Annotated in this window: 18 protein-coding genes and 3 tRNA genes; 3 read left to right on the forward strand and 18 right to left on the reverse strand. The window is 35.7% G+C overall.

What is annotated here, in order from left to right; translation table 11 throughout:
- The first annotated feature begins 131 nt into the window (after positions 1–131).
- Positions 132–2138, forward strand: a complete 2007-nt coding sequence (locus tag BN358_RS04295) for a sigma 54-interacting transcriptional regulator (protein WP_019228072.1) — start codon at positions 132–134, stop codon at positions 2136–2138.
- A 24-nt stretch (positions 2139–2162) separates the two neighbouring features.
- Here the strand turns inward: BN358_RS04295 and BN358_RS04300 are convergent, their stop codons facing one another.
- From BN358_RS04300 to BN358_RS04330, 7 genes are all read right to left on the reverse strand, one after another.
- Positions 2163–3668, reverse strand: coding sequence for a 4Fe-4S dicluster domain-containing protein (locus BN358_RS04300; RefSeq protein WP_019228073.1), 1506 nt, complete (start codon positions 3666–3668; stop codon positions 2163–2165).
- Between the two features lie 28 nt (positions 3669–3696).
- Positions 3697–3966, reverse strand: a complete 270-nt coding sequence (locus BN358_RS04305) for an NAD(P)H-dependent oxidoreductase subunit E (RefSeq protein ID WP_019228074.1) — start codon at positions 3964–3966, stop codon at positions 3697–3699.
- Positions 3967–4294: 328 nt separating this feature from the next.
- Positions 4295–4759: a PPC domain-containing DNA-binding protein gene (locus BN358_RS04310; protein ID WP_019228075.1), complete on the reverse strand. Its 465-nt coding sequence runs from the start codon at positions 4757–4759 to the stop codon at positions 4295–4297.
- Positions 4760–4787: 28 nt separating this feature from the next.
- Positions 4788–6017 (reverse strand): dihydrolipoamide acetyltransferase family protein, encoded by a 1230-nt coding sequence (locus BN358_RS04315; RefSeq protein ID WP_019228076.1) that lies wholly within the window; start codon positions 6015–6017, stop codon positions 4788–4790.
- Positions 6018–6071: 54 nt separating this feature from the next.
- Positions 6072–7040 carry an alpha-ketoacid dehydrogenase subunit beta gene (locus BN358_RS04320; RefSeq protein WP_019228077.1) on the reverse strand — a complete coding sequence of 323 codons (969 nt, stop codon included), beginning with the start codon at positions 7038–7040 and terminating at the stop codon, positions 6072–6074.
- 15 nt (positions 7041–7055) lie between these two features.
- A complete protein-coding gene (locus BN358_RS04325) occupies positions 7056–8021 on the reverse strand; it encodes a thiamine pyrophosphate-dependent dehydrogenase E1 component subunit alpha (protein WP_019228078.1) in 966 nt (321 codons plus the stop codon).
- An 84-nt stretch (positions 8022–8105) separates the two neighbouring features.
- Positions 8106–9143, reverse strand: coding sequence for an alcohol dehydrogenase catalytic domain-containing protein (locus BN358_RS04330; RefSeq protein WP_019228079.1), 1038 nt, complete (start codon positions 9141–9143; stop codon positions 8106–8108).
- Positions 9144–9397: 254 nt separating this feature from the next.
- Between BN358_RS04330 and BN358_RS04335 the strand changes: the two genes are divergently transcribed.
- Positions 9398–9772 (forward strand): Crp/Fnr family transcriptional regulator, encoded by a 375-nt coding sequence (locus BN358_RS04335; RefSeq protein WP_019228080.1) that lies wholly within the window; start codon positions 9398–9400, stop codon positions 9770–9772.
- 35 nt (positions 9773–9807) lie between these two features.
- Positions 9808–10044, forward strand: coding sequence for a helix-turn-helix domain-containing protein (locus tag BN358_RS28560; RefSeq protein ID WP_083851500.1), 237 nt, complete (start codon positions 9808–9810; stop codon positions 10042–10044).
- Positions 10045–10177: 133 nt separating this feature from the next.
- On the opposite strand, the gene BN358_RS04340 is transcribed toward BN358_RS28560, so the two are convergent.
- The 11 genes from BN358_RS04340 to BN358_RS04390 all read right to left on the reverse strand — a co-directional run bounded on the left by BN358_RS04340 (position 10178) and on the right by BN358_RS04390 (position 18751).
- Positions 10178–10999 carry a methyl-accepting chemotaxis protein gene (locus tag BN358_RS04340; RefSeq protein ID WP_019228081.1) on the reverse strand — a complete coding sequence of 274 codons (822 nt, stop codon included), beginning with the start codon at positions 10997–10999 and terminating at the stop codon, positions 10178–10180.
- A gap of 132 nt (positions 11000–11131) precedes the next feature.
- Entirely contained in the window at positions 11132–11545 is a 414-nt protein-coding gene (locus tag BN358_RS04345) for a DUF3795 domain-containing protein (RefSeq protein ID WP_019228082.1), read from the reverse strand.
- A gap of 128 nt (positions 11546–11673) precedes the next feature.
- Complete coding sequence (locus tag BN358_RS04350; RefSeq protein WP_019228083.1) at positions 11674–12114, reverse strand: GNAT family N-acetyltransferase; 441 nt, start codon at positions 12112–12114, stop codon at positions 11674–11676.
- Between the two features lie 147 nt (positions 12115–12261).
- Entirely contained in the window at positions 12262–14442 is a 2181-nt protein-coding gene (gene speC, locus BN358_RS04355) for an ornithine decarboxylase (protein WP_019228084.1), read from the reverse strand.
- 146 nt (positions 14443–14588) lie between these two features.
- Positions 14589–14960 carry a molybdenum cofactor biosynthesis protein MoaE gene (locus BN358_RS04360; protein ID WP_040582012.1) on the reverse strand — a complete coding sequence of 124 codons (372 nt, stop codon included), beginning with the start codon at positions 14958–14960 and terminating at the stop codon, positions 14589–14591.
- A gap of 333 nt (positions 14961–15293) precedes the next feature.
- Positions 15294–16403 carry an HlyD family secretion protein gene (locus tag BN358_RS04365; protein ID WP_019228086.1) on the reverse strand — a complete coding sequence of 370 codons (1110 nt, stop codon included), beginning with the start codon at positions 16401–16403 and terminating at the stop codon, positions 15294–15296.
- Between the two features lie 11 nt (positions 16404–16414).
- Positions 16415–17428 (reverse strand): ABC transporter permease, encoded by a 1014-nt coding sequence (locus BN358_RS04370; RefSeq protein WP_019228087.1) that lies wholly within the window; start codon positions 17426–17428, stop codon positions 16415–16417.
- Positions 17425–18171 carry an ABC transporter ATP-binding protein gene (locus tag BN358_RS04375; RefSeq protein WP_019228088.1) on the reverse strand — a complete coding sequence of 249 codons (747 nt, stop codon included), beginning with the start codon at positions 18169–18171 and terminating at the stop codon, positions 17425–17427. The genes BN358_RS04370 and BN358_RS04375 overlap by 4 nt, the downstream gene beginning before the upstream one ends.
- A gap of 325 nt (positions 18172–18496) precedes the next feature.
- Positions 18497–18573, reverse strand: a tRNA-Arg gene (locus BN358_RS04380).
- Between the two features lie 8 nt (positions 18574–18581).
- Positions 18582–18655: transfer RNA gene (locus tag BN358_RS04385), tRNA-Cys, on the reverse strand.
- Between the two features lie 17 nt (positions 18656–18672).
- Positions 18673–18751, reverse strand: a tRNA-His gene (locus tag BN358_RS04390).
- Between the last annotated feature and the right edge of the window lie 10 nt (positions 18752–18761).

Here is an 18761-nt window from a genome sequence, read left to right on the forward strand (position 1 = left end):
TTAACAAGTCACAACTCATTTCATCCTAATATTTTGCATATAATTTTAATTGTTTTGATTATTGAGATTTTAATTAATGCAGTTGAAATTTTTTAGTTAATAATATTGAAATTATGATAATGGAGACCAATATGAAAAAGGTTGCAATTATTTATAAAAACAGTGATAATCAGGAAGTTATTACATATTTAAAAGATAATCTTGAGAAGATTTTTGAAAATTATTTAATTGTTGAGAATTATTATATAAATGAGCTTCCCATCAATTTTAAAATTAGTGCAGATGCTTATATACTCACAGATGGAACAATGCTCTATCCTCTTAAAGATAAAATTACAAACTACAACAATATCATAATCATGCACAGGAGTCTAAAAAAACAGCCGCTTTATGAAATCTCTCGTATTCCGAAAAATACAAATGTGCTTGTAATAAATGACACATATGAAACAGCCGTACAAAGTCTATGTTCGCTTTACGAGTTGGGAATGAATCATATAAATTTGGTTCCCTATGACCCTAAAGATGCAGCTAATTCAAAATACAAAGATTTTCAAATATGCATTACTCCAAATGAAGTTCATATGGTTCCTGATTACATACACAAAATTATAAATATCGGTTATAGGGAAATAAGTTTTGATACGCTGGTCAGTCTTATGTCCAGGCTGGATTTGGATTTTGAACTGACAAACAGAAATTTGGTAAGACATATAAAATCCATAGCTGAGCCGGATATTTACTTACATAACAACTATTTGAACAACTTTGTCAAAAATCATGTTTTTGACAGTGTAATAAACGATCTTCCAACAGCTCTTATTATAACAAATGAAAAATATCACATCCTTTTTTCAAATGATAAGGCAAAAGTATTGTTTGACATAAAAAACAAAAGCTCTGACATTCCACTTTCAGATATGGTGGGTCATGAGTTGTTTGCAAAACTAAAACAAGAAATAACGACTAAAGATGGCATTGTATTTAATGAAACAAACTATTTCGTTGAAAAAACACCCATAATGCTCATGGATGAAGTAATGGGTTACTATATTATTTTACAAAACGAAAAGGATTTGAGGGATATTGAAATAAATGCCAGAAAAATACTGGCAAAAAAAGGTCTTTGCGCAAAATACAATTTTTCAGATATTATACATGTTTCCCCTGCAATGAAAGAATGTATTGTTACTGCAAAAAAAGTAGCGCTAACTGATCATACTGTACTCATAACCGGTGAAAGCGGAACAGGCAAGGAACTGTTGGCACAGTCAATACACAACTATTCTCAACGAAAAAACATGCCATTTGTTGCCATAAATTGTGCAGCACTTCCGGAATCATTGCTTGAAAGTGAACTTTTCGGATATGAAAGCGGTTCATTCACCGGAGCAAGAAAAACAGGAAAAATCGGATTGTTTGAACAGGCAAATGGAGGTTCAATTTTTCTTGATGAAATAGGAGATATTTCTCCTAATCTTCAATCAAGACTTCTTCGTGTTTTACAGGAACGACAAATAATGCGAATAGGCAGCGACAGGATGATAAATATTGATACGAGAATAATTGCTGCCACAAACAAGGACTTAGTCAGTGAGGTAGAACAAGGTAACTTCAGGCGGGATTTGTATTATCGTCTTAATGTAATATCCATATGTATTGAACCTTTGAAAAAAAGAACAGAGGACATACTTCCTCTTATGTCAAGTTTTTTGGGTCAAAAATACAACCAACTGACTGATTCTGATAAAGACATATTGTGTACATATACCTGGCCAGGCAATATACGTGAACTTGAAAGTGCCGCTATACATTACAACACTCTGTCTATGCTGCCGAAATATTTATTGAATTCTCCTGTTGAACCAATTATGGTTAATAAGACTATAAGTTACATGGATGACAATTGTATTGAAATGGAAATTCTAAAAATAATTATGGAAAACACTCAATTTTCTCATGGCATAGGACGAATGCAGTTAAACAATTGTTTAAAATCATTGCAAATATACATTGGAGATGCAAGCCTTCGAAATGTACTTCATGGTTTAGAAGAAAGAAACCTCATATCCATATGTAACGGCCGAGGCGGAACAAGAATTACAGAAAAAGGAATACAAAAAATAAAAAGTTCGTAGTATGGAAAAAGGGGACTTTGTCCCCTACTTGCTTCTCAATTTTTCATCAATAGTGTCATTATCAAAAGGTGTTTCATATTCTGACTGATTTTTAAACTCAGTTACTGCCTTTCTAACTCTATTTAATGAAGCTATTGTTCCGGGTCCGCCTATACATCCGCCTGAGCATGCCATACCTTCAAGCAAGTACCCGTTCTTTTTCCCTGCTTTTGCCAATCTCATAAGCTTTACGCACTCATGCAATGTAGATGCACCTTCAACATTTATTTCCCTTGAAGGGTCAATTTTTAAAGCAGTACTTTTTACTGCTTCTGCAACTCCGCCTGCTATGGCATAGCCTCGTCCCAGTGTGGAAGCATCTTGTATTTCTTTTGACACCTCTATTTCTGACAATTCTATTCCTTTAGCAACAAACATACCCATAAGTTCCTCATATGTTATTACAAAATGCACAAAATCCTTAACATCTTCTCTCAATGCTTCTAACTTCTTAGAAATGCAAGGTCCTATAAATGCTATTTTTGCTTCTGGATCCTTGTTCTTAATATATTTTGCAGTCTCAACCATAGGTGAAGCAGAATCTGATATATACTGGTATTGATCCGGAAATAATTTTTGAACCATTATTGTCCAGGAATTGCAGCAGCTTGTTCCCATGTAAGGATGTTCTTCAGGTACTCTTTCAAGAAACTCTTTTGCTTCACGTAAAGTTGTAATGTCGGCTCCAAGACTTACCTCTACTACATCTTCAAATCCAAGCTGTTTTATACCCTCGAATATTTGAACCGGCGATGCCAATGGTCCAAACTGGCCCAAAAATGACGGAGCTATAATAGCATATATATGATTGTTATTTTTTAGTGCTTTCACAAGCTGATAAATTTGCGACTTATCAGAAATTGCTCCATAAGGACACTGAATAATGCAATTTCCGCAAGATACACATCTGTCCACATTGATTTTAGCTCTGCCTAAATAATCACTTTCTATTGCATTAACACCGCATGCTGCGGCACAAGGTCTTTCATATTTTACAATTGCGCTGTATGGACATGTTTCCTTGCAACGGCCACATTTAATGCATTTATCCTGATCAATAATTGCCCTGTCCTTTCCAATAGAAACTGCATTTACCGGGCATACATTTGTGCAGGGATGTGCTAAGCATTTTCTGCAATTGTCTGTAACATTATAAGCTTTTGTTGGACACGCTTCACATGCAAAGGAAATTACATTTACTAATGGTTCAATAAATTGAGTTTCATCCACATCTGCTTCAGAAATTCCGTCAGTAACACGATGGTAGTCCGTTGGTTTTCTAACGTCTAATCCTAATGTAAGTCTTAGTCTTTCGTCTACTATTGCTCTTTCTCTAAATATGCTATCTCTATATAATGCTACCTCACCAGGTAAAATCTCAAAAGATGATTTTTCTAATTCACTTAAATCTGTACCATCGTATGCCATTTTAGCAATTTTTGCAAAAACCTGTCTTCTAATATTAATTAGATTAACATAGCTTTCTTTCATTATAATTTCCTCCTTTAGTTACCTTACGTCACTTTCTCATCTTGTTTACAATTTTCTCCATTACAGTCTGACTTGTGGCGTTAAACATAATCTCGTCATCTATAACTACTACAGGAGCTACTTTTTCAGCAGTTTCTTTGCAAAATCCTAAACATTTAATTGCTTCTACTTCTAACTCTTCATCATTATAGTTCTCTGCATCTTCACTGATAATGTCCTTCAAGTCATCTATCTGATCTAAAATTCCCATTGAACCCAGCAATGTACAGCTTGAACCTACACAGACTTTTACCTTCATAATTTCCTCCAGATATTCTTATTTTTTTCGCGCTTTTTTTATATTATATAATATAAAAGTGTATTTTTCCATATAAATATCAATAATTTAACATGGTAACTTTTGTCCTATTTTTAAAACTTATACGTATTATATTCTTAAAAGAAAAAGTGGACTATTGGCGTGAAATATATCAGTTATTATTGTTCCTTAATAAAATAATAAAGACTCATATTTATGAGTCCTTACTTGTATTATAATGTTGCACCGTTAGATTTTGTAACCAACGACCTTCCGGTTCGCAGCTAATATATAACTTGGCTAACGGTGCAGCTTTTGGAGGCATATATTAATTCTGTATAGGCGTAAATAACATCATACCTCGTTCTTCATCAAATTTTCTTGCCATATAGATGTTTTCAAACTCTTCAATGATTACTTCCACTGTAATCAGGACATGATTTCCCTTTACTAAATGTCCCGCATATGATTTGCCTTCACCGTCGGCAAATGCACCATGAATATGGAGTGATACATTCTTGTCATCATCTTCACATATAACACCAGATAGACTTATTAGCTCAATACCGCCTTCTAGCACTATTGTGTCGCCGTATCCATATCCACCGGGTTTTTCAGGAAATGGTGCAGGATCACAAAATGAAGCTTTGCTTAAACTTCCTATTCCGGAAACAATTACACCATGCTTTATGTTGTATTGTTCGCACAACTTAGTAATGCCCTCAATAATATCTTCACCGGCTTCAAGCCTTACAGCATAAACATTTTTAACTATCCCTTTTGCGCTTTTCATATAAACCTCCTAATAGGAATTTGAAAATTTATACCATGATTAACTCAGGATTTTCAATATATTCCTTCATGTCATACATAATCCTGCCTACCTCAAGACCGTCAAATACCCTGTGGTCAAATGTAACAAATAAATTCATCATAGTCCTTATGCAAGGTTCATCACCAACAACAACCATTTTTTTAACTGAGCGGCCAAATCCCATTATGGCAACCTGCGGTGGATTAATAATAGGTGTTGCTATATCAATAGGGAATATGCCTACATTAGAAATTGTAAATGTTCCCCCTGACTGCTCACCATTTAATAACTTACCGTCTTTGGCTCTTTCAACAAGGTCCTTCAAGTTATTGCTAAGTTGCGACAATGTCATCCTGTCAGCATTCTTAAGAACAGGTACCATAAGACCTGCTTCTGCGCCTACAGCTACAGAAAGATTCACATATGGATATGTTGTTATTTCTTTACCGTCAAATGTAGCATTGGCAAGGGGATGTTTTTTCAGTACTTTAACAGTAGCCATGGCAAGCAGGTCATTCATAGTAACCTTACATCCTATAAAATCCTTCTTTTCTGTAAGTATTTTTCTCATGTCGTTCAATTTTGTCACATCAACTTCAACTGCAGCTGATGACTGTGCCATATTTTGAAGACTTTCGTACATGTTTTTTGCAATTGAACGTCTTACACCGGTCAAAGGTATGATTTCAGGACTACCATATGTTTCGCTTTGAGCAGCATTGACTTCTGTATTTGCAGCATTGACAGTTTCCATGTTCTTAATGTAGTCATCAATATCCTTGGCAACAATTCTACCGTTAGGTCCTGTTCCTTCAACTTTCTTTATATCAATTCCTGCTGAAGCAGCAAGTTTTTTTGCCAGACCCGTTGCTTTTATGTGTCCGCTGCTTGTCACAGATGTAACTTGTTTTGCTTGTGGCTTCTCAACCTTTTCCTTGTCAACTTCAAATTCGTTGTTTCCAGCATTTGGTTGAGACTTTGCAATAGTTTTATATTCTTCTAAAGTTTCAGCAACAATAGCTGTCACATTTCCAACTGCAACAACATCTCCTGGTTTTGCAACAATATGTAAGTATCCGTCTGCAGTACACTCAAAATCCATAGTTGTTTTCTCATTTTCTATTTCAAGAATTGAGTCACCCTTCTTAACCTGAGTGCCCTCTTCAACTTTCCACGTTACTATGGTGCCTTCTACCATAGTTAAACCTGCCCTGGGCATTAGCAATTCAACACTCATATATTTTTATGTTAACGATTGAAGCGTTAACCATCCTCCTTTTTAATTTATTCATTAAAACAAACTTTCCACGGCAGAAACAATTTTATTTGCATCAGGAATACAGAATTTCTCCAGTGCTATATTGTACGGCAAAGGCACATCCAAAGCTGCAACCCTCACAATTGGCCCATCCAATTCATCATACATTTCTTCCTGAAGCATGGCTGCAAGCTCAGCACCGATACCGGCAGTCTTATTGCTTTCTTCTACCACAACCACTCTGTGTGTTTTTCTCACAGATTCAAAAACAGTTTCTTTGTCAAAAGGAACAAGTGTCCTCGGGTCTATAACCTCAATGCTTATACCCTTATTTGCAAGAATTTCTGCTGCTTCAAGAGTTTTCTTAACCATGAGTCCCACAGCAATAACAGTTACATCTGTTCCTTCTCTTTTAATGTCTGCAACACCAAAAGGAATTGTGTACTCATCGTCAGGAATATTTTCTTTTGTCTGATAAAGCTGTTTATGTTCAAAGAAAAGAACAGGATCGTCAGAACGAATGGCCGTCTTAAGAAGCCCCTTTGCATCATATGCACATGAAGGGCTAACAACTGTAAGACCTGTAGCATGCATGTACAGACTTTCAAGACAGTTTGAATGTTCAGCTCCTGCACCAAAGGAAGAACCCATGGCACTTCTTACAACCAGTGGAAGTTTAAATTCAGGTCCATGCATATATCTCCATTTGCCTACGCAATGGAACAGCTCGTTGAATGCAACCAGTGAAAAATCCGCATACATCAATTCAACGCATGGTCTTAGTCCTGTAACTGCAGCACCAATGGCACTTCCAATAATTGCAGTTTCAACAATAGGTGTGTTTTTTACCCTGTCAGATCCGAATTCTTCAAGGATTCCTTTTGTTATACCAAAAATATTTCCCATTTGTGCAACATCTTCGCCATATAAAATTACATTATCATCTTTACGCATTTCTTCTTTTATAGCATCGCCAATTGCCTGTCCGTAAGTTACCAGCATATTAATTCCTCCTCATTATTTAACATACAAATATTCATAAATTTCTTCTTCAGGGGTAGCAGGGCTTGCCTCCGCAAATTCAATAGCCTTATCCAGTTCAGCATTTATTTCTTGACGAATTTTACTGATTTCATCTGTTGTTATTAAATTGTTTTCCAACAGATAATTTTCAATTTTTTCAACGCTGTCTTTTTTCATCCATTCTTCAGTCACACTTGCATCACGATATTTCATCTGGTCACCTTCAAAATGACCTCTCCATCTGTATGACTTGGCTTCAAGTATGGCAGGACCGTTTCCGCTTCTTACGTATTCTTCAAGTTCCTTGGCACCTTCATATACATCCAGCACATCTGTGCCATCAACTATTTTTGAAGGTATTCCATAGGCAGCAGCTCTGTCTGCTCCTGGATTAGCTACGGGTGAAGCTTCTGAAACATGTGTGGAAATAGCAAACTGATTGTTTTCGCATACGAAAAGCACCGGTAGTTTCCATGCAGAAGCAAGATTCATCGCTTCATAAACAGCTCCTCTGTTTGCAGTTCCGTCTCCGAAAAATACATATACCATATTGTCAGTTTTATTTTTTCTGATAGTAAGCCCTGCGCCTACGCCTACTGCCATGTCACTGCCTAATGTTCCTGAAAAACCAAGCATTCCTTTGCTCAGCAAAGCCACGTGGTTTACTCCGCCTCTTCCGCCTGAATTGCCGTCTCTTTTACCCATAATTTCTGAGAATACTGTATTTAAGGGAACTCCTATAATTGCTGCTGTGCCAACAGGTCTATGAGAAATTTTATAATAATCGCCTTGTTTTCTTGTGGCAAGAGTTCCTACAAAAGTAGCCTCCTGACCTACTCCGCTGTGAATATGTCCTGGTACTTTTCCCAGAGCGTAAATCTCTACTAATTTTTCTTCAAACAATCTTAATTCAACTAATTCCTTATAGAGCTCAGTTAAAAAATCCTTTGAATAATCCATTATGTTCCTCCTTTATATTTTTAATAATTTTTTATTAACTATAATTTAATCAAAGCTAATGCTTCTTTTTACAAATACATATCGCTACGGTCTCAGCAATATTTTCAGTGCCTGTCCCGACGCCAACAGTTCAAATGCCTTATCATACTCTTCCATTGGCAGGATATGGCTTACACAGCCGGATACATCCATGCCTGCATCAAGCAGTCCTTTCATAACCTTCCATGTATGATACATTTCACGTCCGCTGATTCCAATCAGATTAACTCCTCTGTAGAATGTCTCTGTAAAATTAAGAGGAACTTCACGGTTCGGCAGTCCACCAACCACAATAGAACCGCCGGCACGAATGTATTTTGTAGCAGCCTGTATTCCTCCTACGTTGCCGGAGAATTCCAGCACCACATCCGGTCCAAGACCTTCACACTCTCTTTTCATTTCTTCTACAATGTCGCAGCCGATTGGATTTAAAACCAGATCTGCTCCCATTTTGTATGCTGCTTCAGCACGGTAGCTGTTAGGTTCCACGCATATAACTTTTGCAGCACCAAGTTTTTTTGCAACGGTGGCAGCCATGAGACCTATTGGTCCGCAGCCTGTTATTGCCACAATCTTTCCGCCCAGCTCAACTTTCGTGGCAGCGTGAACAGCAACGCCAAGAGGCTCCAGCATTGCATTATTTTCCTCTGAAATAGCAGGATTGCAAACATACGCATTTTCTGAAGGTATTGTCACATATTCAGCAAAGCAGCCATTTACATGAACACCTATGGCTTTTGTATTAACGCATAGATTTTCTTTGCCATCAAGGCATAAGGAACATTTGTGACATGCTATGTGACTTTCAGCTGACACTAATTGTCCAATTCTTTCTTTGCTTACACCCGGTCCAACCTCAATAATATTTCCGCAGAATTCATGTCCTATGGTAGTGGGCGGAGACATGCGTTTTTGGGCAAATTCTTCCCAATCCTTAATATGAATATCTGTACCGCAGATGGCAGTCAAGTGTACCTTTACAAGTACCTCTCCCGGTCCTGGTGATGGAATAGGCTTCTCCCATAATTCCAAATTACCTGGTCCTGCACTTACCTTTACAATGCATTTCATAGTTTTATTCATACTTCACCTCTTTAAAATAATAGTCATATCCTGATACAAGATTTAATATTTAATTATTTTCTGTTTAATGGCAGTATATTAAAAAGGACTATTTAAAACCTTAATAAAACTTTTGATTAAAAATTATCCTATGTTGCCTATATATTTTCAAAAAAATGTAAACGTTTTTACTCTTTTGTGATATAATAACATAATAACTTAAAACCAATTGTAGTATTTGTTACATTTTATAAATAACTATTATAGGAGTATATATGATACAAGATAATAAAGATATTGAATTAAATGTTGCTGAAATATTCAGACTATTTGGACATGCTCAACAATACTCTCCCGGAGAAATAATCTTTCAAAAGGGTGATTCTACCGATAAAATATATTTTGTAGCAAAAGGCCGTGTAAGGACATATTGCCTCAATGAACGGGGTGATGAAATAACACTTTTTTACATTGATGAAAATCAGCTTATAGGAAGTGAACCGCTTTCTAATATTCAAAAACGAAAGATCAGCGTTGATTCTGTTACTAATGTACAGCTATACTACATGAATGCTAATGTATTTTTGGAAAAGTGCATAAAAAACAAAGTATCAATTCTTAACTTAATGGAATTTTTATTAATAAAATAATAACATTATCAAATTATATATGTTGTAATCGTTTTATGAAAAACAATGAAAAGTTAGCTTATTTTTTATACACTAACTGTGCAGGTGATGTAGTCCAATATACCCATGAACAAATTGCATTATTGACTGGTATGAACAGGGTCTCTGTAACGAAATTATTGAACACTTTTGCAGATGAAAAACTGATCTCCCAGCATTACAAGGAAATCAAAATTCTTAATATGAAAGGTTTAGCAAGTATCTTTAATTCCATCGGCTACTTCATAGACTGACATGAGAGGGAAAAGTTCTCCTTGTCGCTGCTGTCAGAGGGGGCGTGGAAAAATTTCAAATAATATAAGGAGACAGTTCTTAGGGATTGATAAATACTGTCAATCACAAAGAGCAGTCCTCTTATTTCTGTTCTTATATTAAATTTTCAGCCATATCCAACAATTCTGATGACATATGTGTCAGGGCTTGAGTTGCTGCGCTGACTTCCTCGGTAGCGGCTGCTATTTGATTTAATATCAAAGATAATTCCTGGCTTGTCTTGTTTACCTTACCATTTTCTGTTTTCAATTTTTCTAATATATCTGTTATCTTTTTTGTAGAGTTGGTACTATTCTCAGCTAATTGACTTATTTCAGAAGCAACAACAGTAAACCCTCGTCCTGCTTTTCCTGCATGTGCTGCTTCTATTGAAGCATTAAAACCTAAAAGCTTGGATTGTCTTGCTATGTTATAAACAGTATCAACTATCTTATCCGTTTCCATGACAGATTGCAGGTTAACCTCTGAAACCTGTTCCATTTGATGGCTTAAGCCGGCTACCTTTTCTAATCCTGCTGCATTTTCTTCCATTGCAGCAGTTATCTGTTCTATTGTTGTTGATAAATTTTGAGCCATATCTATCAGTTTTTCTTTTGCATCTAATGATTCAGCAACTATGATACAGCCGAAAACTTCATTACCATCTAATAAAGGTATCGCCCTGCCCATATATGGAACTCCGTAAACTTCACGAGGAACCTGTCTTATAACCGGATTTCCTGAATTTATGGCTTCCATAGCAACTGAACCTTCCTTAAGAATTTCACCGGTATGAAGATTTAAATTTATTGTTTTTCCGGGACTTGCTGCTACAATTTTTTCTGTGTCGCTTACAGCAATATTAAAATCTGCCGTCACTAAATTTTGAAAAATACCGATCAAATTTCCAAGTACCTCTAGATATTCTTTTTTCATTTTCCCTCCAAGATATAAACTTAGTTGATTACTTTTTCTTAAGTCATATATTGATTATATCGACAAAGAACATGATTTGTTTATGCTTAACAATACATAACACAATCTTTATGATATATTTTTTTCATGAGTTTATTTAACTTGTTCATTGCATTTAAGACACGTTGTCCTATGTACGGATAATATATTTCCGCAGTTAGGACATCTCCACCTCAATTCCTCATTGGCAAGGAATTCATCAATGCCGTGTTCCTTTATATAATTAAGGTTTTCAAGCATACTCATATGATATTTTGTTTTATATCTCTTGTCTAACTGCTTAAGCCTTCTGCAGGGCATCTTTTCACATTCAAAGCAGAATCCTGACTTGCTTTTCTTTATTTCAGGGCAATTTTTAATTATACAGCTGATACTGCCTTTTGTTACATATCTTATGTCAATTTCATTGCGGCATCCCGCGCACTTATTTTTTTCTCTTTGATATCCGATGCATAGTCTGCAGTTCATACCGCATGGTGCAATCAGTTCTTTTTTCATTTCATTCATATTATCACCCCTTAACCTGGCTGCTATGAAGACTAGCCATTATAATTATTTTAAGTCTACATCCTGTAACATTATTTTGCTTTAAGCAATGGGAGCATACAAGCATTAATATGAACGTTGATTTTTAATCAGGTATCTATTCTTTGAATATCACTTAATGCCTTATTTCTATATATTAAGTCGTTTCGTTGAATAAACTCATGACTTTCCCAAAATTTATTGCCTGTGATATTTTCAGCAAATACAACCAATGCTACTTTATTTATTCCTTCTTCTTTCAATGCATTTAAAGAAACATTCAACAGTGCTGTCCCAACACCTTTATTGCGTTCTGCCGGTACAACTGCTGTATGATATATATATCCTCTTCTCCCATCATTACCGCTCATAATAATTCCTATTAGTTTTCCGTTATCTTCAGCAACAAAACAAGTCTTTGGATTCCTTTTTAAAAACTTTGCAATACCTTCCCTGGAATCATCTAAATTATTCAATCCCATTCCTGGCGTATTAATCCAAATCTGATAGGTGTTATCATAGTCATTTTCATTCATTAATCTTATATTCATTACGCCTCTCCTCCCTATCCTATAAATATTATTAGTTTATAAAATTCTACTACTACGACCTTACTACAAAATAATAAAGTTATCAAGCTTTCTGACGATCATTTTTATAAAAAATAGCTCCGACAATTTCGGAGCCATTAACATTCTTCAATTTACTTTTGAGTCATTTTTTCTATCTAATACATACCCATATCCTTTAATGGACCCATTTTCTTTTTCCAGATAAACTCCTTGTATTTCAGGAGCAAAGCCAGGAAATTTGTTTATGAGTTCTTCAAGTATGAGAAAATATTTTTGAGCTACTTCATTCCATCTTTCTCCTGGAACTACGCAGAAAATTCCTGGAGGATACGGCAAAGCACCTTCTAATGCTATTTCACCGAGGATATCATCAAGTTTTACCAATTTAGCATTGTTCCTTGTAAGTTCATTATCAGCTTCCCATGGAGTTATTGCGCGTTCTGGGAAATAATCTGCTCTGAACAATTGTTTTTGACACACCTTTGCATCCTTGCTTCTGTAGAAGTCATGCATTTCCTGACATAATTGTCTTATTGTATAATCCTTGTAGCGTTCTTCGTATTTTCTGTAAAGCTCCGGAAGCACTTCACTAATAGGTACGTCTTCATTTATGATTTTTTCAAAATCTTCTAATTGTGTAACAAGTATTTCCATTTTCTCAGGAGTCTCTGCCGGTGTCATTAAGAACAGTATTGAATTGAAGTCATTCTTTTCAGGAATTATCATACTCTCTCTCAAGTAATTTGCAAGTATGACAGCAGGAATTCCGAAGTCTTCATATTCTCCGGTTTCAGCATTGATGCCGGGAGTTGTGAGCATAAATTTATTTGGGTCCACAAAATATTGTTTTTCCCCGTAGCCCTCAAAAGAGTGCCATTTCTCTCCGGGTTTAAATTCAAAAAATTCAATTGAATTTGCTATTTCCTCAGTATCATATTCTTCCCAGTTCTTACCCCTTACAACAGGAGGTATAAACGGTTTTAGAAGCTTACATCTCTTAATGATTTCTTTTCTTGCATCAACGCCTGTTTTAACACATTCAGCCCATAAGTGCCTGCCTGCTTCTCCGTCCTGCATTCTTGCATTGACATCCAAAGATGCAAACAGCGGATAGAAAGGACTTGTGCTTGCATATGTTCTGAATGAATTGTTAAATCGTTTATGATCAATGTATCTCTTTTGGTTTCTGATGTGATTATCTTTTTTATGAATATATGAAGATTGAGAAAAGCCTGCTTGTTGTTTGTGAACAGATTGTGTAACAAAAATTCCAGGGTCATTCGCATTAAGCTCTAACAATAGCGGTGAACAGTCTTTCATCATAGGAATAAATTGCTCATATCCAACCCATGCAGAATCAAACAATATATAGTCGCAAAGATGTCCAATCTTATCTACAACCTGTCTTGCATTGTATATTGTTCCGTCATATGTTCCCAATTGGATTACAGCAAGACGAAAAGGTCTTACATCATTAGCTTTTTCCGGGTCTGTTTTTCTTATCAAATTTCTTAAGTAATCTTCATTAAAACAATGATCATCTATTCCTCCGATAAATCCAAATGGATTACGTGCTGTCTCAAGGAATACTGCATTACCTCCTGCCTGCATCAAAGCCGCTGTGTATACAGACTTATGATTGTTTCTGTCAAAAAGCACAAGGTCTCCAGGGGCAACCAATGCATTAATGGTGATTGTATTTGCGGTACTTGTCCCGTTCATTACAAAATAAGTTTTATTTGCATTATATATTCTTGCAGCATTAATTTGAGCATCTGCAGGCGGACCTTCATGAATCAACAAATCTCCAAGTGCAACATCCGCATTGCAAATGTCAGTAAGGAATATATTTTCACCATAGAAATCATACAAATATCTGCCTGCAGGATGTTTCTTGAAATATTGTCCTCCCTGATGACCCGGACAATTAAACTTAACATTGTGCATCTCCATATAATTGGCCAATGATCTGAAGAATGGCGGCAACACCTTTTCCTGATAATCACTGGCAATTTTTTCAATCTTATAGCTGTTCTTTTCTAAATTTTCTATAGTTCCATCAAGTATTGTATATCCCTTTTCCAGCAAGTTTGGTTTTATTTTATTATCTTTTCTTGCAATAATAATAATCGGAATACCGAAATTTGTATTTTTAACCTTTTGAATCCATTTTATATCTAAATCCAAATCCATCAATACAACTGCTGCAATATCCGTAAAATCTGTCTCCTCAACTAATATGATATCTCTGCCTGACAGTACATAAGCCATAGCTGTTCTTGAACAAGCGATATTTAGCGGTTTCATAAATTATCCGCTCCTTTCACCAGAAATATATTGTATTTTTGATAACTTTATCATAAGTTATTTTTACCCTATAATAGTATGTTTAATCTTAGTAGATAAAAATAAAAAAGTTCTTTTAAAACAAGACGTCTTCATTCTCCTATGTTCTATTTATTTTCAATTTCAGTAACACATTCGTTTTTGATCTTTCCTACGAGAAATTGAAGAGCATCAACAACATGAGGTCTGATGTCACCTCCTATAAGCACATACATTATGTCATCGCCCAGCTGAAGATGCCCTTCGTTAAGCCAAACTCTAACATAAAAAATTCCATCCAACTTATAGGTTTCATCAATTGCTGCTTCAACCTTATCAGCATCATATGAAAATTCCATGCCTTTGACCAAAGATCCATCATCAATTCCCTGACGAACCTTAACTTTCGGGGTTTGACGTACAACGCCATTATGGACTAAAAACATTCCTTCTTGTAAAGCTGCTGGATCTTTTTTTGCTTCTTTAAGCCATTCATCAATAGATGGCGATTGCTTTTTTTAATTTTTCTTCAATCATACTACTCTCCTTATATGTTAATTAACATTAATATAATTTTTAAAAAATGAATATTTTTATCTCCTTGTTCATATGAAAAGTTCCTTTCATAAATATATACACTCTTGCCACAATAAAACATATGTAATTATGGATCTTATACTTTCGCCTCTGGCATGTATATCAATCTATTATTCATCCTTATGGAAAATACAACAGCACTATTATAATATTATATATACATATATAATCGCAGTCAATTTTTATATAGTCATAGTCCTCCAATACCCCCCATAATTAAATAACCATCTAATTTATTATTCAATTAACGGAACTATAACTTCTGCTGTAATTCCTGACTTTAATATTCCATTTGCATCATCAATCGCTATTTTAATTTTCGTAGCAGTGTGTTTGCTGTCAGAGGTAGACTGCTTATCTTTGGGAGTATATTCATGAGTAAGTGAAATATAACTTACTCTTCCCTTTTGAGTTCCTTGAGATGTTTTCACATCCAGTTCCTGGTTGTAATAAATTCTATCGAGATATTTATCAGGTATATAGCATAGTACATAAATATCATTTAAAACAGCAACATCTGCAATGTCTCCTCCAGCAGTGACAATGTCACCAAGCTCAAAGTTTTTACTGATGATTATGCCGTCAGCCAGAGCTGCAATATTATATTTGCTTAATGTATTTTGGCCTTGTCTTAACTGTGCAATTGATTGATTTAAATCAGCCTGAGCCATATCAATGGATTCTTTTGCAGCACCGCTTTGAAGCAGCTTAAGCTCTGCATTTGCCGCATCATAATTTGCATTGGCTGCTTTTATTCCTTGATCTGATTTGATCTTTGCACTTTGAAGCTGGCTTTTTGCTGTGTCAAGCTGTGTCTTGGCTGTATCAAGCTTATATGCTGCTAAATCCAAATCACTTTTTGAAATAATATCTTCGTTATAAGATTCCATGACTATATCATATTGTGATTTTATGTAATCATAGTTTATTTGGGCTGATTCTAAAGCATCCTGTGCAATTGAAACGCTGCTGCTTCCGGATTCTGACTCTGCTGTCAAAATATCAAGCTGTGCTTTTAATGATTCAACTTTTGCACTTGCTTGCTCAATTTGCTCCGGGCGTGCCCCATTTTCTAATTCTTCAAGCTTTGCCTTTTTCATGTCGACAACCGCCTGCAGCTGATCAACTATATACTCTTGATTAATACTGTCTATAACTGCAATTATATCTCCTTTCTTGACGGGTTCTCCCTGCTGCTTATTCATTTGAACAATTTTTCCGGAAACTTCGCTTACAGATGATACAATGTTATTTTGTATTTCTCCTTTCAAGGTTAAATTTTCTGAATTTGATGAACATCCTGTAAGAATGAAGAATGTTGTTAAAACCAGCAATAATTTTTTCATTTTTCACCTCATTATATTTTTCGATGCTTTTTAAGAGCAAGAATATTTGCAATAATGAAAAAGATGCAGTATATACATAAAATCAGGACATCAAATGCTATGGAGCTCCATCCCTTGCCGCGTATCATTATGTTTCTTAATGCATCAGCTGAATACCAAAGAGGCGTGAACCGTCCAACTATCTGAAGCAATGGAATCATGGTGCTGAGATCAAACAAGCCTGAGAAAAATACCTGAGGAACTATTACTATAGGTATAAATTGAATCATCTGCATTTCATTTTCAGCAAATGCAGATATGAAGGTTCCTATTGAAAGTGCTGTCATTGCAGTTAAAATTGTTATAATGAGCACCAAGGCAAAGGAGCCTACCATCATCAAATCGAGAACTTCAATGGAATACCACGCTATCAAGGCTGATTGAATTATTGTGAAGATTCCGAATCCAAGAAGATAACCAACAACTATTTCCCATCTTTTTATTGGAGAGGCAAGGGTTCTTTCCAGCGTTCCAGTGTTTCGTTCGCTTAAAAATGAAACACCTGCTATCAGGAAAACGAAAAAGAATACATAAAATCCAATCAGAATAGGTCCGAAGTTATCAAAAGAAGACATATTCTCATAACCGTACAAATATGTTATATCTGTTTCAAAAGACGAAAAAGGATGCATTATGTTCTGAACAAGTGAAAGGACTGCCTTGTTCTTGGCAGGATCGCTGCCTTCAAGCCTTATATTTGGCACACCGCTTTTGAAATCTATTACAGCATCAACTTCGAAAAGATTCAATGACTCTTCAGAATTATTTTCATCAAGTCTTACAACACTTGCCTCTTTGTCCTCAAGTCTGTTGACAAAGAGAATGGGAGCATTTATTATTCCTATTTTAGGATGATAGACATTGCCGTTAAAAATAAATGACATCAATGTTAAAACAAGTATCGGAGCTACAATCATCAAGCCCATGGTTCTCTTATCATGCTTAAGCTGAAGTAGTATTCTTACAACTATTGCAATTACTCTCATTCAGTCTTACCTCCGTAGTATAAGAATGCACCTTCAAGTGTCTCGGAAGATGTTGCTTCAAGCAGTTCTTCAGGAGTACCTATTGCGATAATTCTTCCGTCACGTATCATCCCAAGATTATCACAGTTTAATGCCTCATCCATTACATGTGTTGTAACAATAATTGTGGAATCTTCTTTTTTAAGATTATACAGTTCATTCCATATAGATTTTCTAAGCACCGGATCTATTCCAACAGTAGGTTCATCCAATATTAAAACACGAGGTTTATGTATAAGGGCTGCTGCGAGAGACAGCCTGCGTTTCATACCTCCTGAATATTTTTTCACCTGCTTTTTCAGATCATCAGTTAACCCCACAATTTCCATGACCTCATTGATCTGATTTTTTCTTTTCAAACCTTTCAATCCATATAAGGCTGCAAAGAAGCGAAGGTTTTCTTCAGCTGTCAGTTCGCCGAAGAGAGCATCAGATTGTGCCATATATCCAATATTCCCCATTGCGGAAAGCTTGGGCATTTTTTCGCCCAGCATAAAAACATTTCCTCGGGTTGCGTTGTCAACCCCTGCAATTATTTTCACCAGAGTTGTCTTGCCCGAACCCGAAGGACCAAGAAGCCCAAGAATTTGTGAATAATTTACGTTAATACTGATGTCATACAAAACCTGCTTTTTACCAAATGATTTACCTACATCTTCCACTCTGATGCAGACGGAATCAGTTTTTTCATACTCATTTTTCATTGTTTCACTTCTTTCCAGATAATTAATTAGTGATTGCAGATTGCAAACGTGTACCTCACAATATAATATTAGAGGCTTCAAATTATAAAGTCAAGAAATTTAGAATACCAGCCATACAATTTAAGTCTTATTCAATTGTATCTCAGATGTCAAAGATAGGGATTTTTTCTTAAGGAAAAAACCGCTACAAATCTTCTGTAAAACAAAAATAAGCCAAAAGGGCTTGCTTTATGTCATTATCTTTTTATAATATAATTACCTTAAGGGCTAAAAAGGGATAAAATAAAAAAGACCCACATTTATGAGTCTTTGATTGTGTTGCTATTGGTGCACCGTGAGGGATTCGAACCCACGACCTTCCGGTTCGTAGCCGAACACTCTATCCAACTGAGCTAACGGTGCAAGGTTTTTGGAGGCGCCATCCAGATTTGAACTGGAGATCAAGGTGTTGCAGACCTATGCCTTACCACTTGGCTATAGCGCCATATTTTACAATTAAAATGGGGGTGAATAGAGGGATTCGAACCCTCGACCTCCAGAGCCACAATCTGGCGCCATAACCAACTAGGCCATATCCACCATAATAATTT

The sequence above is a fragment of the Sedimentibacter sp. B4 genome, from assembly GCF_000309315.1.
Taxonomy (GTDB): domain Bacteria; phylum Bacillota; class Clostridia; order Tissierellales; family Sedimentibacteraceae; genus Sedimentibacter; species Sedimentibacter saalensis.

Coding starts and splice junctions, on each gene's coding strand:
- BN358_RS04295 (WP_019228072.1), top strand. CDS start 132: ATGAAAAAGGTTGCAATTATTTATAAAAACAGTGATAATCAGGAAGTT.
- BN358_RS04300 (WP_019228073.1), bottom strand. CDS start 3,668: ATGAAAGAAAGCTATGTTAATCTAATTAATATTAGAAGACAGGTTTTT.
- BN358_RS04305 (WP_019228074.1), bottom strand. CDS start 3,966: ATGAAGGTAAAAGTCTGTGTAGGTTCAAGCTGTACATTGCTGGGTTCA.
- BN358_RS04310 (WP_019228075.1), bottom strand. CDS start 4,759: ATGAAAAGCGCAAAAGGGATAGTTAAAAATGTTTATGCTGTAAGGCTT.
- BN358_RS04315 (WP_019228076.1), bottom strand. CDS start 6,017: ATGAGTGTTGAATTGCTAATGCCCAGGGCAGGTTTAACTATGGTAGAA.
- BN358_RS04320 (WP_019228077.1), bottom strand. CDS start 7,040: ATGCTGGTAACTTACGGACAGGCAATTGGCGATGCTATAAAAGAAGAA.
- BN358_RS04325 (WP_019228078.1), bottom strand. CDS start 8,021: ATGGATTATTCAAAGGATTTTTTAACTGAGCTCTATAAGGAATTAGTT.
- BN358_RS04330 (WP_019228079.1), bottom strand. CDS start 9,143: ATGAATAAAACTATGAAATGCATTGTAAAGGTAAGTGCAGGACCAGGT.
- BN358_RS04335 (WP_019228080.1), top strand. CDS start 9,398: ATGATACAAGATAATAAAGATATTGAATTAAATGTTGCTGAAATATTC.
- BN358_RS28560 (WP_083851500.1), top strand. CDS start 9,808: ATGAAAAACAATGAAAAGTTAGCTTATTTTTTATACACTAACTGTGCA.
- BN358_RS04340 (WP_019228081.1), bottom strand. CDS start 10,999: ATGAAAAAAGAATATCTAGAGGTACTTGGAAATTTGATCGGTATTTTT.
- BN358_RS04345 (WP_019228082.1), bottom strand. CDS start 11,545: ATGAATGAAATGAAAAAAGAACTGATTGCACCATGCGGTATGAACTGC.
- BN358_RS04350 (WP_019228083.1), bottom strand. CDS start 12,114: ATGAATATAAGATTAATGAATGAAAATGACTATGATAACACCTATCAG.
- speC (WP_019228084.1), bottom strand. CDS start 14,442: ATGAAACCGCTAAATATCGCTTGTTCAAGAACAGCTATGGCTTATGTA.
- BN358_RS04365 (WP_019228086.1), bottom strand. CDS start 16,403: ATGAAAAAATTATTGCTGGTTTTAACAACATTCTTCATTCTTACAGGA.
- BN358_RS04370 (WP_019228087.1), bottom strand. CDS start 17,428: ATGAGAGTAATTGCAATAGTTGTAAGAATACTACTTCAGCTTAAGCAT.
- BN358_RS04375 (WP_019228088.1), bottom strand. CDS start 18,171: ATGAAAAATGAGTATGAAAAAACTGATTCCGTCTGCATCAGAGTGGAA.